The sequence below is a fragment of the Sphingobacterium hungaricum genome (assembly GCF_015210005.1).
Taxonomy (GTDB): Bacteria; Bacteroidota; Bacteroidia; order Sphingobacteriales; family Sphingobacteriaceae; genus Sphingobacterium; species Sphingobacterium hungaricum.
The window spans coordinates 357,781-371,741 of sequence record NZ_MU158697.1; the positions used below are offsets into that span (position 1 = coordinate 357,781).

The following is a 13,961-nucleotide window of genomic DNA, read 5'->3' on the forward strand; positions in this document are numbered from 1 at the left end:
ATTATTTGGCGATGACAGTTTTCATTTTTCCTTTAGCAATAAGCAAGTTATCAACTTTAACGGATATTTCCACCAAAGTGACACCCATAAATTCTTCCACAATATCAACCGTTGTCCGAAGTGAAGAATGAAGTTTCGGGAGATGAAAAATGTCAAGACTTTGAACAGTCCCGATATAGCCTGTAGGCGGAGTTTCGTTTTTAAAGAAATAAAAATAACCAGTATGCAAAGCAACGGATTGAGCCATGTGTTCAATTAACCCTGATTCAAGAAAATGATTATTTTGAATAAATAAATTGCCTTCTACTAGCTTAAATGATGAAATGACTTGCTTCTCGCTGTACTCCACAATCGAATCGACCATAACCATAGGTTGGCGCTGGGGAATCAATGTCGTAATATCTCCTTCGAAAAGCATGTTGGATTAACAAACAGTTAAATAAGCGTAAGCATAGGTAAAACGAGCGCTTTCAGGAACGCATAGCATGATGTGCTGTCCTTTTTTCAATTTTCCAGATGCAACCAATTCCTGCAACATGATGTACACAGAACCTGCGCCAACATTTCCAATCGTTTTTAAATTTAAAAACCATTTCTCTCTGCTGAATTCAATTCCGGCTACAATTAATTTCTGATATAATTCTTCCACAAAATAGTGTGAAGAAACATGGGGCAAAAGAAAATCGATGTCATCAGGCGTAATGTTATGTTTCGCCATTGCCATTTGAATTCCTTCAACACCTTTATCCAAAATGTATTTATCCAGCAATTTTGTGTCTTGCTTTACCGCAAAAATCGATTTTGTCAGCCATTCTTCCGATGTATAATCGCTGAACGATTTCAACGTTCCATCTTCCAGTTTATCCCCACCCGCATACATGCAGGTTTCGATTTCATGGGCGAAGGAATACCCTTCCATAAATTCTATTTTTAATGGCAAATCGCCTTTAGGCTCATTTTCCAACAACATTGCGCCAGCACCATCGGATAACATCCAGCGCAAAAAATCTTTATTGAAAGCAATGATAGGCTGTTCTTCCAATTCTTTTAAATTGTCGACTTCCTTATTAAAATGGTCGGCAATCATCCATGAGGACATGCGTTCGGAGCCTGTACAGACGGCATTGCTAGTACTTCCAGATTTGACAGACAAGTAAGCAAATTTCATTGCATTCATACCTGCACAGCAATTTCCAGCAGACGAATTTATCTCCGTTTGTCCACTTTTTAATTCACCGTGAACCATCACCGCGTGGGAAGGCATTAGGTAATCCGGCGAAGAAGTTCCGCAAGAAAGCAGTTCCATATCTTCCGGTTTAAAATCGGCATCATACAATTGACGGATTGCCTCCGCGGTCAATTGCACATTGGTATGCGTCGGCTTTCCCTCTTTGGTCAATGCATAATAACGCTGTTCAATGCCATTATTTCGCAAAACAATTCTGCGCGCTTTGGACTCTTTATCGTTGATTTTACCTAAATAACTTTCCATTTCATCATTTGAAACGACTTCATTAGGTAAAAATTTCGCTAACTTATTTATATATACTTCTTTCATGTATTAAACGCCTTGAAAATATTTCTTTTGTCTTTTAATCTTCAACACCCAAAGCAAGGGGTAAAGAATCAACTCAATAATGTTGACAATCGGAGACAAAATGTAAATCGCACAAATCACATAGTACTTAAATAATTGTACCAATAATTTTCTCTTTTTTGGATTGGACAAAATTAAATTCGACCAGATGTTGAACATCCGATTCCCTTTTTGGTCCATGGAAACTAAGAAAAACTTAAATTCTACCGCACCATTAGCAACAAGCTCTTCTTGCATGCCTATAAAATTACCATTTTTTAAGTAAGACTTAATTATTTTTCCGAATTTATCCGAACTTTCGATTTCTTCTTGAGCAACTCCAGGCAAAGGAAATATGCCAAAAGCTCGCTTTTTGATGCCTGAAAAAAGCCAATCGACAATCGTAATCACCGAAATCAGGTTATTATGACGGTCGGTCAATGCGATATTGCCCACTAGCGATGCTTCATTTTCCTTCAGCAACACCTTCATTTTTTCTTGTGCATAAGCCCACATATTCCGAGAACCGCTGATTGTGACGACGGGTTTTCCAGATAAGATTTGTTTCGCTTCTTCAGATTTCAAAAAGGAATTAATCGGAATGGAAGGTGTCAAATACCAGACTTGATAATGAAATAAAATCAAATCATAATCCGTGGACAGTATTTCTGGATTTACTGGCTGAAGTTCTTGCGGAATCTGCTTGAAAGTTTCAGGAAAAGTATCAAAAAACTCATCGCCATTCCATGGAAATGGAAAATCATTTTTCATTTTGATTTGATGATAATCCAATTGAAAAGCATCATCCTCGATAAAAGGTTTAGCAATTTGTTGAGCAATTTCGAGTAATTGACCTGACTGCGTATAATAGACTACTAAAACTTTTTTCATTTTAACTTAAACTAACTATAATTTTTCCAAAAATCAAAAAAATTAAACCATTGTAAAGGATAACGGGATACTATTTGAGCCAAACTCTTCGCGTAAGCTTCCAAAACCGTTTGGGGGTTTCGATGCTTGACATCCTCCGCTCTCCGTGCATACAGATGATAATGGAGATTTTTCTCCTTCATGACGTACACAAATATCACAGGCACTCCCAAACGAGAAGCCAAGTGAAATGGTCCTGCCGGAAAAACAGCTTCTTTACCTAAGAAATCTATGCTCAACGTTTTTGAACCCTCAAAATAGCGGTCTCCTGTAAAACAAATCAATTCATTCTCCGATAAAGCCTCATTGATTCGAAAAATATGGGATAAATCCTCTTGAATATGAATGAGCTTGATGTTGGTCTTTTCAGAAATTTCTTCGAGATAATTTTTAATGACCGATACCTCGCGGTCTACAGTAACCAAATTGATTTTTAAATCTTTATTAATATCTGCCAAAAATTTTTCAGCAATTTCGAAATTGCCGACATGGGCTGAAATTAAAATCCCGCCTTTGCCATTCGCTAAAGTTTCTTGTAAAACGTCGATGCCGTCGAAATCGTACGTAAATCGGTTTCTTAGCCCCGCTGAAATCGCTACTTTATCAATAATGGTCTGTCCAAATACGAAATAAGTTTGATAGACTTTGAAAAAAGAGCTGATTTTTGAGAATTTCTGGCGCTGATGCAGATAATAAAATATATCCCTAAAATTTCGAGGATAAAAAACGAAATAATAAAAAGCGACAAAAATAAGCAAGCAATAGGCTGTTCGGATGCCTAATTTTTCTATTAAAAAGACAAAAATTTTATAGCCGAGAAGTGTGCCTTTTGATTTTCCGTCCCATTGGCTCATGCGAATTATTTTTTCTCCTCAATCTTTCGTTCGATAATATCGTAAAAGTCCTGAAAAGTCTGCATGTTGGCAAAATCATGCTCCGTCAATTTCACTCCGAAATTCGATTCTATGATGACCACCAAATCCACGTAATCCAAACTATCCAAATCCAAAGACTCTTTTAAAGGAGCTCCAGCTTCGATAACCTCTTCATCTATCTCAAATTCATCCATCAAAATAGCATTAATTTGATGAGCTATACGCACGTTATTCATGTTTAAATTTCTTCACAACAATCGCCGAATTGGTACCTCCAAATCCGAAAGAATTAGACAAATATATATCAAATTCTTTTTCTATTGTCTTCGATACCAAATTTAATTCTCTAATTTCCTCATCTACTTGCTCCAAATTAATATTTGGCGCAATAAAATTATGTTGCATCATCAAGGTTGAATATACAATTTCTGATGCACCTGCCATCCAGCATTCATGCCCCGTCATGGACTTTGTTGAACTGACATAAGGTTTGCTTCCGAAAACATCCAAAATGGCTTTTCCTTCGTTCACATCTCCGATTTGTGTCGATGTTGCATGCGCGTTGATGTAATCCACATCTTCGGCACGAACTCCAGCTTGGTCCAAAGCACGCTGCATTGCAATTTTTGGCCCTTCCATGTTGGGTGTCGAAATATGTCCACCGTTCGAAGAGAAACCGTACCCAGCCACTTCAGCTAAAATGGTCGCTCCTCTTTTTACCGCAGATTCGTAACTTTCTAAAATCAATGTCGCCGCGCCACCGCTTGGCACCAGACCTGTACGTTTTGTATCGAAAGGACGAGAAGCTTTTTCAGGATGCTCGATATCCGTCGCGAAAACGCCTAATCCATCAAAACTTGCCATCGCGTATGGATTAATCTCTTGCGCCCCACCGCAAATAATCATGTCCTGAAGACCTTGCTTTATGAACATAAATCCAAGCCCAATCGCATGAGAACCGCTCGCGCAAGCCGCGCTAATGGTCATGTTGATTCCTTTTAATTCTAAAATGGTCGCCAGATTCATCGTCACGGTCGAATTCATCGATTTGAAAATCGCTCCCGAACCAATCAATTGCGTGTCCTTTTTCTCGCGCACAATATCCGTAGACTCTACAACAGATTGAGCAACACTATCATTGCCGTATAGAATTCCAATTTCATTGGATTTCAAAAACTCTTCTGATAAATTGGCTTGTTCGAAGGCTTCCATCGTCGCAACATAGGCATATTCGGACTCTTCGCCCATGCTGATGCGCTGCCTTCGGGTTAATGCTTTTTTCAAATCAGGCAAAGGAACTTTACCCGTTAGCGGCGATTGAAAACCAAATGCGCCACGTTCTGTATCGACAGTAATTCCCGATTTGCCTTCAAATAAAGATTGAGCAACCTCTTTGGAATTAAGTCCAATGCAGGAATAAATCCCCATACCCGTGATGACGACGCGCCTATCCATAGCTATTAAGAATAAATCCCTCCATTAATATTGATTACTTCACCAGTAATATAGCCAGATTTTTTGGAAGCCAGAAAAGAAACCAAATCGGCAACTTCTTCCGCTTCGCCAAAACGATTCGCAGGAATCATTTTTACTAATTCTTTTTCATCCAGCTCCGCTGTCATATCGGTTTTGATAAATCCAGGTGCAACTGCGTTTACAGTAATATTACGTTTGGCAACTTCTTGCGCCAAGGCTTTAGTCGCACCAATTACACCCGCTTTCGCGGCTGAATAATTCGTTTGACCAGCTGTACCTTTGACCCCAGAAACTGAAACAACATTAATAATCCGCCCATAGCGGTTTCGTAACATTTTTTGAATAAAAAAATTGGTTACGTTAAAAAATCCGTTCAAAGAAACATCCAGCACGGATTGCCAATCTTCCTTCTGCATCCACATAAAAAGACCGTCTTTTGCCATTCCGGCATTGTTGACAATCACTTCCACTTTGGCTTCGGGATTCTGTTCAACCCAAGCGTTTAATGCCGCTTGCGTATCGTCGCTATTCGCAACATTGAATTGAATAAGCTCGGCTGTTTTGCCTAAAGCCTCTACCTGCGCTAAAGTTTCTTGCGCAGCAACCTGATTTCCTTGAAAATTAATTAGAATATGATAATCGCTTTCCTGCGCCAACTTCAAACAAATTGCGCGCCCGATTCCTCGAGATCCCCCAGTTATTAAAGCACACTTCATTTCTATTTCATTAAATATTCTTTCACCGATTTGATTGCCGGATATAATGGTTTGTCATCCGAAAAAGTCGGGATAATCGACCTTACGTCGTCATACACTCGTTTCGTATTTGAAGATACTAAATTTTTAACATTCAAGATATCAATTGCCTGAACTATTGAAATTAATTGAATCGCCAACACTTCAAATGCATTTGTAATGACTTTATTCGTCAACATCGCCGCATTGGTACCCATGCTCACAATATCTTGATTGTCATTGTTATTCGGGATACTGTGCACATACATCGATGTGGACAAAGTTTGATTTTCAGCAGTTGTAGACGTTGCCGTAAACTGCGCACCTTGCATACCAAAGTTGAAACCCAATTTTCCCATGTTGACAAATGGAGGCAAAATTTCATTGATTTTGCTATTCATCAAATAATTCAATTGTCGTTCAGACAACATCGTTAAACGCGTAATCGCAAGCTTAAGCTTATCCATTTCTAACGAAATATAATCTCCGTGGAAATTTCCGCCATGGTATACATTTTGGTCTTCGACCGAAATAATCGGATTATCACTCACCGAATTCGCTTCATTTTCTAAAACTTCAGCGGTTTGGTTAATGGTGTCCAAGATAGGCCCCAAAATTTGAGGAACACAGCGCAACGAATAATACTCCTGCACTTTGTCTTTGAAAATCTCCTCTAAATTATTGCCAGAATATAAATCTTCTTCACGCTTGCGGATCAATTGGCTATCTTTTAAATAGGCGCGCATTTGTTCTGCAACTTGTTGCTGACCTTGGTGTTTTTTCACTTCATTCAGCGTAGCTGAAAAATGATCGTCATGTGCTTTGACTATTTCATTCATTGCACAAGACAATTCCAATGATATCTTATATAATTTCTTTGCCAAAAGAACATTCACAATCCCAGCACCAGTCATTACCGAAGTCCCATTGATTAATGAAAGGCCTTCGCGAACGACCACATCAATAGGCTTTAAATTTTCTAATTCAAAAACTTCAGCAGTTGCTCTGCGCTCACCTTTGTAGATTACTTCACCTTCTCCAATCAACACCAACGCTAAATGCGCTAACTGAACTAAATCGCCACTCGCACCTACTCCGCCATGCGCAAAAATCACCGGTGTAATGTTTCGATTGATAAATTCAACCAATAATTTCAACACCGACTCATGAACGCCTGATTTGCCCTGAGCAAGATTTGCCAGACGAACGAGCATCGAAGCTTTTACGATTGCAGGAGACAATAAGTCACCCGTTCCCGCAGCGTGGCTTCGAATCAAATTGTATTGCAATTGGACGGTATCTTGATCTTGAATACGGTATTGAGCCATTGGCCCAAAACCAGTATTTACACCATAAATCACTTTGTTTTTAGAGAATTCCTTTAAAAAGAGGTGTGAATCATTGACTACTTTTAAAGTTTCTGGTGCAATTTGGATTGACTCGAGCTCAAACAATACATTATACATTTGTGCGAGATCCAATTTATCAAGTATAGAAATCATTCTATTTTAAGCTATTTAATTTTAAGAATATTAAACTTATGCAACGGATTAAACAGTACATTTGTTGCGCAAATTTATTTTTGCAAAAGTAATATATTTTACCATAATAATCACTATTCAGCATGGCGTTAGAGGAAGTAGAAATATTAATTATCGGTGCCGGCCCTTCGGGTTGTGTCGCAGCTGGGTATCTTCACAAGATGGGATCGTCCATTAAAGTCGTAGAAAAATCTAAATTCCCTAGATTGGTTGTTGGCGAAAGCTTGATTCCTCGCGTTATGGACCATTTTGACGAAGCAGGATTATTAGACGCACTAAACTCGTACAATTTTCAAATTAAACCAGGCGCACGTTTTATCAAAGGCGATGTGATTAATATTTTCGACTTTAGCGACAAATTCGGCGAAGGCAGAGATTGGACTTGGCAAATCCCAAGAGCCGATTTCGATTATGCGATGACGCAGGAACTAGAGCGAAAAGGTGTGGATATCCAATTTGAAACTACTGTCACGGCGATTGAATTTGATGGTTCGGAATCTGTAACAACGCTAATCGATAAAGACGGAAACGAGCGTCAAATCAAAGCCAAATTTGTGATTGACTGCAGTGGTTATGGCCGTGTATTGCCAAGGTTGCTTCAGTTGGACAAACCTTCTCAATTGAATCCGCATTCTGCTATTTTTTCTCATGTTGTCGACATCAATCGTCCAGAAGGCATTGAAGGAACGCAAATCTCATTTGATGTGCTGGATACCGAAGTATGGCTTTGGGTGATTCCTTTTTCCAATGGAAATACCAGCTTAGGCATTGTTGCGAATACAGATTTTATTGAGGAACTCAAAGAAAACGGAAGTACAGCACGTGCGCTCGAAAAAGCAATTAATCTTTCGGATTTCTACATCAAGCGATTTGCTGGAACTGAATTTCTTTTCGAGCCTGTTCATTTAAAAAATTATTCTGCGGCTGTGACTAAAATGTTCGGAGATGGATTTGCATTAACAGGAAACAGTTCTGAATTTTTGGACCCCGTATTTTCTTCGGGGGTTTGCTTCGCAACGGAATCTGGCATTCTTGCTGCAAAATTAGCCTATCGAGAAGTCCATGGCGAGAATGTGGATTGGCAAGTGGAATTTGCAGACTACATGCAACGAGGAATTGACGTGTTCACGACTTATGTCAAAGAATGGTACACCGGAAATCTGCAAACCCTATTTTTTCATCAGCCAGAAAATCTGGATGTCAAACGAAAAATCTGTTCGGTCTTAGCCGGTTATGTTTGGAACGAGGAAAATCCTTTTGTTAAAAAGCACGACCGCGTTATTAAAAGCATGGCATATTTGCTTCAGCAAAAGATGATTGATTAAATTAAAAGTAAAAATTCAAAATTAAAAATTCAAAAATCGTTCTGTACGCTAAGGTTAATTTGATAAAAATGTTTTATATCTATGACCTAATCAAAATTTAGTCTTGCTCCGTAGGAGCAAAATATTTGTAGCAAGACATCAGCCTATACGATAGCGAGCCGTAGATTCGCAAACTCACACATTAAATATCAAATTAAAAAATCGTTCTCTTCGCTAAGGTTAATTTGATAAAAATGTTTTATATCAATGACCTAATCAAAATTTAGGCTTGCTCCGTAGGAGCAAAATGTTCGTAGCAAGACATCAGCCTATACGATAGCGAGCTGTAGGTTCGCAACATCACATTTAATATAAAATTAAAAAATCGCTTTCTTCGCTAAGGACTATTTTATATCAATGACCTATCAAAATTTAGCCTTGCTCCGTAGGAGCAAAATGTTTGTAGCAAGACATCAGCCTATACGATAGCGAGCCGTAGGTTCGCAACATCACATTCAATATAAAATTAAAAAATCGTTCTCTTCGCTAAGGCTAATTTGATAAATCTGGCACAAACTAATAACATGCGCTTTTGACTACAACAAATCATTTCCTTTTCTAATAAAGACCCTTTTAGACATGCTCAAAAAAGGATAAAAATTCAAAAACCTTTCTAGTCGCTAGAAAGGTTTTTGAATTTTTACTTTTTAATTTTTACTTTTTACAGCGCTTTCCTAAAATTTTCTGCACTGATTTTAACATCATTCATGTTGTTTTCCCAGTTGTATTCGTATTCTGCAGAAAGCATGCCTTTGAATTTTTGTCTTTTCAATTCTGCGATGATTTTATCCATACCAATAATTCCAGTTCCCCAATGCACGTCATGCGCATTCTTTTTTCCAAATTCATTCAAATCTTTGAAATGTAAATGAAAAACCTTGCCTTGTAATTTTTGCAAAGAAGCAACTGGGTCAAGACCCGAGCGCGCCCAATGGCCAACATCTGCACAAACTCCTAAATACTGGCTTTTGCCTTCTAGCAAAGACAATACTTTATCGGGATTCCAATAAAATGTCGGTTCTGGATGGTTATGCAAAGCAACTTTGATTTTGTATTTATCGCACAAATCAGAAACCAATTGAAGCTGGTTTTCTTGAGGCTCTGAATTAATAACTTTGATGCCCATTTCTTGTGCAAATTGAAAAACCTTCTCCCATTCTTCTGCATCTTTAGCGCCAGTCACACCAAAAGCGTGCAAAGTGATTTTTTTCTTTTTCAATAAATCCTTAACTAACTTTTTCCCTTCGGGAGAAAGTGTATAATTTAACTTTTCAGTACTTCCCGCCCCAACAGTTTGTCCCGGGAAAGCCTCTACATACGTTAATCCTGCGCTATCGATTTTGTCCAATGCCTCTGCGAAAGTAAATAACCTAAACGTGTAAGCTTGAGCACCTAAATGCCATCCGAATTTTTTCTCTGGTTGTTTTACCTTTTTTTGCGGAGCAAAAGAAAGCAAACAAATTGTACATGCAAAAAGTGCAAGTAATAGGTTTCTTCTAGTCATATTTCAGTTGATTTATAATCCTCCAAGATAAAGATTAAAAAGATAATTACCTTGAGAATGCATTAAATATTATTTTAATTTAATAAGTCCAATCCGTATTGAATTCTGGAAATTACTTCCTGTTTTCCCAGCTTTTCGACAATCTGAAAAACATCTGGACCAAACTTTCCTCCAACAAGCATGATTCTCAATGGCATCATAAACTCACCTATTTTCAAACCTGCTCCGTTGATTTTATTTTTGAAATGACTTTCCAATCCTGAAGCGTTCCATTCGGCTAAGCCTGAAAATTCAGCAATTACTTCGTTGAAAAACTGTGTTTTTTCAGCAGTCCATTTTGGCTTAATCGCCGAAACATCGAAATCTTTTGGCGCAGTAAAAAAGAAATTCGCTTGCTCCCAAAAATCTTCGACAAATGTCAATCGCTCTTTCACCAAGGAAATGATTTGCAAAACATATTCATCAGAAAATTGACCATCGTTCACTGAATTTTCTGTTAAAACGGCTTTAATTTGTGGCAACAGGTCTTCGTCTGCTGTATTTTTAATCCATTCGTGGTTGAACCATTTTGCTTTTTCAAAATCGAATTTTGCTCCAGCTTTATGAATGCGCTCTACTGAGAACTTAGCAATCAATTCTTCCATCGAGAAAATTTCTTGCTCTGTTCCATCATTCCATCCCAACACACCTAGCATATTGACGAAAGCTTCGGGCAAAAATCCAAGTTCACGGAAACCTTTTGTTAAATCGCCTGTTTTCGGATCTTGCCAATTCATTGCATACACCGGAAATCCCAATCGGTCGCCATCGCGTTTGCTCAATTTTCCATTCCCATCAGGCTTTAAAATTAAAGGAAGATGGGCCCATTGAGGCATTTGTTCTTTCCATCCAAAATAAGTCCATAACAAAATATGTATCGGGGATGATGGCAACCATTCTTCACCTCGAAAAACATGTGAAATTTCCATGGCTTTGTCATCAACAACAACTGCCAAATGGTAAGTCGGCATGCCATCCGCTTTTAATAATACTTTATCGTCCAATAGACTTGTTTCAAATGAAACTCGGCCACGGATCAAATCATCAAAATAAACCGATTCATTGTCTGGCATTTTAATGCGGATTGTATGCGGATGATTTTCTGCTAACAATTTTTGCGTCTCTTCTTCCGACAGGCTTAACGAATTTCGCAAAGAAAGTCTATTCTCAAAGTTATATTTGAAATTCGGAAATAATTTCCGCTGTTCTTCTAATTCTTCAGTGCTGTCGAATGCATAGAAAGCGTGTCCCTTTTTGACCAACTCTTCCGCATAAGCACGATACGAAGGTTTTCGCTCGCTCTGTCTGTATGGACCGAAATTGCCTTCATTGACCGGACTTTCGTCAATCTTAATTCCGCACCAAGCTAAACATTCTAAAATATATTCTTCTGCTCCCGGAACAAAGCGTGTCTGGTCCGTATCTTCAATTCGTAAAATAAAATCTCCGCCGTGATGACGCGCGAATAAGTAATTAAACAAGGCAGTTCGTACGCCTCCTAAATGTAATCCTCCGGTAGGACTCGGTGCAAAGCGCACCCTCACTTTTTGTTGTGAATTCATGGCGCAAAATTACCTATTTTTTCTGGAACTGTTATTTTTTAACCACAGAAACAAGCTTTTTAGCTATACGCTAAATCATAGACCTTTATGGTTCTACTTTGTAATCATTAAGAATAACAGAAATGAAGCCTTGTTTATATGATGAATAAAAGAAATTATCTAATTTGCGACAAGATATGTTATCAAGAAAAAATCCTTATCGGTATAATCAACAGCAGTGGAAAGCATTTTTGTTTCTCTTCGCAGCCCTTATTGCGGCCGCATCATTGATTTACACGAACTATTTGGTAAAAAGTCTTTCAAAATCCGAACGTACGAAAGCAGAAGTTTGGGCAATGAGCACGAGAAGCATTATCACCATGCCCGATGTCGATGATCAATTTATTAGTTTTATCTACGCGGTGCGTGACAGCCTTTCTCTTCCAGCAATTATTACTGACGAACAAAATCATGTGATTTTTTGGCGGGATTTAGATTCAACGAAAACAAACATTGCTCCTATTGAATCAGATACAAGCCATTCGAAATTGACCTATGATCCAGAATATTTCGAAAAACAGCTGAATATCATGAAAAAAAGGCATAAGCCGATTATTCTTCCGCTCGATACCGGAGAGGAATGGCTCGTGTATTACAAGGATTCTCAAGCGCTTCAGAATTTAAGGGTATTTCCATACGTTCAGCTTTCGCTGATAGGTTTATTTCTGATTATTGCCTATACGGTCTTTAATTCCATCCGGAAATCCGAACAAAATCTAGTTTGGGTCGGGATGGCCAAAGAGGCGGCGCATCAATTGGGCACGCCGATTTCCTCCTTGATGGGCTGGTTGGAATTAGTCCGCATAAAGTATGAAGCTGAGGACGATTCGGTACTGGATGAAATGGAAAATGATGTCAAGCGTTTAGAAATTGTCGCCGATCGCTTTTCAAAAATCGGCTCAATCCCTTCGCTTTCCAGCCATGTAGTCTACGACCGGGTTAGGGATTACATGAATTATTTCCGAATACGAACAAGTGACAAGATTACGTTTGAATTAAAAGGAGATCAGCAAGTTGAAGCAATGATCAATGTTCAATTGTTTGACTGGATCATCGAAAATTTATTGAAAAATGCCGTTAATGCAATCAGTTCAGAAGGCAAAATCTCGGTTAACATTTCTGAAAATATTGCAAAAGAAGAAATTTTTATAGACATTAGCGATACAGGCAAAGGCATTCCAAAATCTGATTTTGAGACTATTTTCCAACCTGGATTCACCACACGTAAGCGTGGCTGGGGATTGGGATTGAGTCTTACGAAACGGATGGTGCATTACCATAAAGGACATATCTTTGTGAAAGAATCAGAAATCGGCAAAGGCAGTACATTTAGAATCATACTAAAAAGCAATTTAAAATATGAACCCACTCAAATCTGACGAATATCCAGCAATTTATAGTGATTACATTGAAACCATAGTAGGCGATGTGATGGTGGAATTAGAGAATCAAGTGACCACGTTTCCGGAATTTATCCGAACGATACCAGCAGATTTGGGCACTTATTCTTATGCTGAAGGGAAATGGACAATAAAAGAAGTGCTTTGCCATATTTTGGATGCAGAACGTGTCATGGCTTATCGAGCATTGCGCTTCGCGCGAAATGACATGACTTCATTGGCTTCATTTGAACAAGATGAATTTGTTGCGAATGGCAGACATAACGAACGCGAATTTGAGAGCATCATCGAGGAATTTATCCATCTGAGGAAATCGAATCTAATTTTCTTCAACTCGCTAAATGAAGTCGAATTGCAGCGCAAAGGCATGGCCTCTGACCGTCTAATCAGCGTTCGCGCATTTATCTACATTATTGCAGGGCATTTAAATCATCATCGATTGATTTTGCAATCGCGTTATTTAATAAATCAAGAAACAAACTAGGATGTGGTTTAGAGAATATTCATTGGAAGAAGTCAATCAGATTTTTGCTAAAAACATGACTGGTTATCTAGAAATTGAAGCGACTGAAATCACATCTTCTTCTATCGTAGCGCGCATGCCTGTCACTGAAAAAGTCATGCAACCTTTTGGAATTTTACATGGCGGAGCATCCGTGGTTTTAGCCGAATCCGTCGGCAGCGTCGCATCGAACTTGATGGTAGATATGGACAGACAGATGGGAGTCGGCCTTGAAATCAATGCAAATCATTTGCGCCCTGTGAATTCAGGATACGTATATGCGACATGTACCGCACTGCATATTGGCGGGAAGACCCATGTATGGGATATTAAAATCCACAATGAGAAGAAAGCATTGGTTTGTATCTCAAGATTGACGATTGCGATTATCGGAAAATAACAAATATGACAAACCTTTA

General features: G+C 38.5%; 14 protein-coding genes. 4 read left to right on the forward strand and 10 right to left on the reverse strand.

The genetic code is table 11. The features are described from left to right. Window position 1: 1 nt before the first annotated feature. The 8 genes from C4F49_RS01495 to flxA are packed head-to-tail and all read right to left on the reverse strand — an operon-like array spanning window position 2 to window position 7,093. Window positions 2-418, reverse strand: coding sequence for a hotdog family protein (locus tag C4F49_RS01495; protein WP_196934054.1), 417 nt, complete (start codon window positions 416-418; stop codon window positions 2-4). Between the two features lie 6 nt (window positions 419-424). Next, on the reverse strand, window positions 425-1,558 hold the full coding sequence (gene darB / locus C4F49_RS01500) for a dialkylresorcinol biosynthesis protein DarB (RefSeq protein ID WP_196934055.1): 1,134 nt from the start codon (window positions 1,556-1,558) through the stop codon (window positions 425-427). A 3-nt stretch (window positions 1,559-1,561) separates the two neighbouring features. Beyond that, entirely contained in the window at window positions 1,562-2,467 is a 906-nt protein-coding gene (locus C4F49_RS01505) for a flavodoxin family protein (RefSeq protein ID WP_196934056.1), read from the reverse strand. A gap of 11 nt (window positions 2,468-2,478) precedes the next feature. Beyond that, window positions 2,479-3,360: an LpxL/LpxP family acyltransferase gene (locus C4F49_RS01510; RefSeq protein WP_196934057.1), complete on the reverse strand. Its 882-nt coding sequence runs from the start codon at window positions 3,358-3,360 to the stop codon at window positions 2,479-2,481. Window positions 3,361-3,365: 5 nt separating this feature from the next. Next, complete coding sequence (locus C4F49_RS01515) at window positions 3,366-3,617, reverse strand: phosphopantetheine-binding protein (RefSeq protein ID WP_196934058.1); 252 nt, start codon at window positions 3,615-3,617, stop codon at window positions 3,366-3,368. After that, window positions 3,610-4,836: a beta-ketoacyl-[acyl-carrier-protein] synthase family protein gene (locus C4F49_RS01520; RefSeq protein ID WP_196934059.1), complete on the reverse strand. Its 1,227-nt coding sequence runs from the start codon at window positions 4,834-4,836 to the stop codon at window positions 3,610-3,612. Before C4F49_RS01520 ends, C4F49_RS01515 begins: the two co-directional genes overlap by 8 nt. 5 nt (window positions 4,837-4,841) lie before the next feature. Further along, entirely contained in the window at window positions 4,842-5,573 is a 732-nt protein-coding gene (gene flxB, locus C4F49_RS01525) for a flexirubin biosynthesis SDR family reductase FlxB (protein ID WP_196934060.1), read from the reverse strand. 2 nt (window positions 5,574-5,575) lie between these two features. Next, on the reverse strand, window positions 5,576-7,093 hold the full coding sequence (gene flxA / locus C4F49_RS01530; protein WP_196934061.1) for a flexirubin biosynthesis tyrosine ammonia-lyase FlxA: 1,518 nt from the start codon (window positions 7,091-7,093) through the stop codon (window positions 5,576-5,578). A 122-nt stretch (window positions 7,094-7,215) separates the two neighbouring features. On the opposite strand from flxA, the gene C4F49_RS01535 reads away from it, so the two are divergent. Next, window positions 7,216-8,457, forward strand: coding sequence for an NAD(P)/FAD-dependent oxidoreductase (locus C4F49_RS01535; protein ID WP_196934062.1), 1,242 nt, complete (start codon window positions 7,216-7,218; stop codon window positions 8,455-8,457). A 700-nt stretch (window positions 8,458-9,157) separates the two neighbouring features. Here the strand turns inward: C4F49_RS01535 and C4F49_RS01540 are convergent. Continuing rightward, entirely contained in the window at window positions 9,158-10,000 is an 843-nt protein-coding gene (locus C4F49_RS01540) for a sugar phosphate isomerase/epimerase family protein (protein ID WP_196934063.1), read from the reverse strand. Between the two features lie 74 nt (window positions 10,001-10,074). Further along, complete coding sequence (gene gltX / locus C4F49_RS01545) at window positions 10,075-11,601, reverse strand: glutamate--tRNA ligase (RefSeq protein WP_196934064.1); 1,527 nt, start codon at window positions 11,599-11,601, stop codon at window positions 10,075-10,077. 176 nt (window positions 11,602-11,777) lie between these two features. Here gltX and C4F49_RS01550 point away from each other — a divergent pair, with 176 nt between their 5' ends. Genes C4F49_RS01550 through C4F49_RS01560 form a run of 3 tightly spaced genes read left to right on the forward strand, consistent with a single transcriptional unit; the run spans window position 11,778 to window position 13,942 of the window. Continuing rightward, a complete protein-coding gene (locus C4F49_RS01550) occupies window positions 11,778-13,019 on the forward strand; it encodes a sensor histidine kinase (RefSeq protein WP_196934065.1) in 1,242 nt (413 codons plus the stop codon). Continuing rightward, window positions 13,000-13,524: a DinB family protein gene (locus C4F49_RS01555; RefSeq protein ID WP_196934066.1), complete on the forward strand. Its 525-nt coding sequence runs from the start codon at window positions 13,000-13,002 to the stop codon at window positions 13,522-13,524. The genes C4F49_RS01550 and C4F49_RS01555 overlap by 20 nt, the downstream gene beginning before the upstream one ends. Window position 13,525: 1 nt before the next feature. Then, window positions 13,526-13,942, forward strand: coding sequence for a hotdog fold thioesterase (locus C4F49_RS01560; protein ID WP_196934067.1), 417 nt, complete (start codon window positions 13,526-13,528; stop codon window positions 13,940-13,942). Window positions 13,943-13,961: the final 19 nt, after the last annotated feature.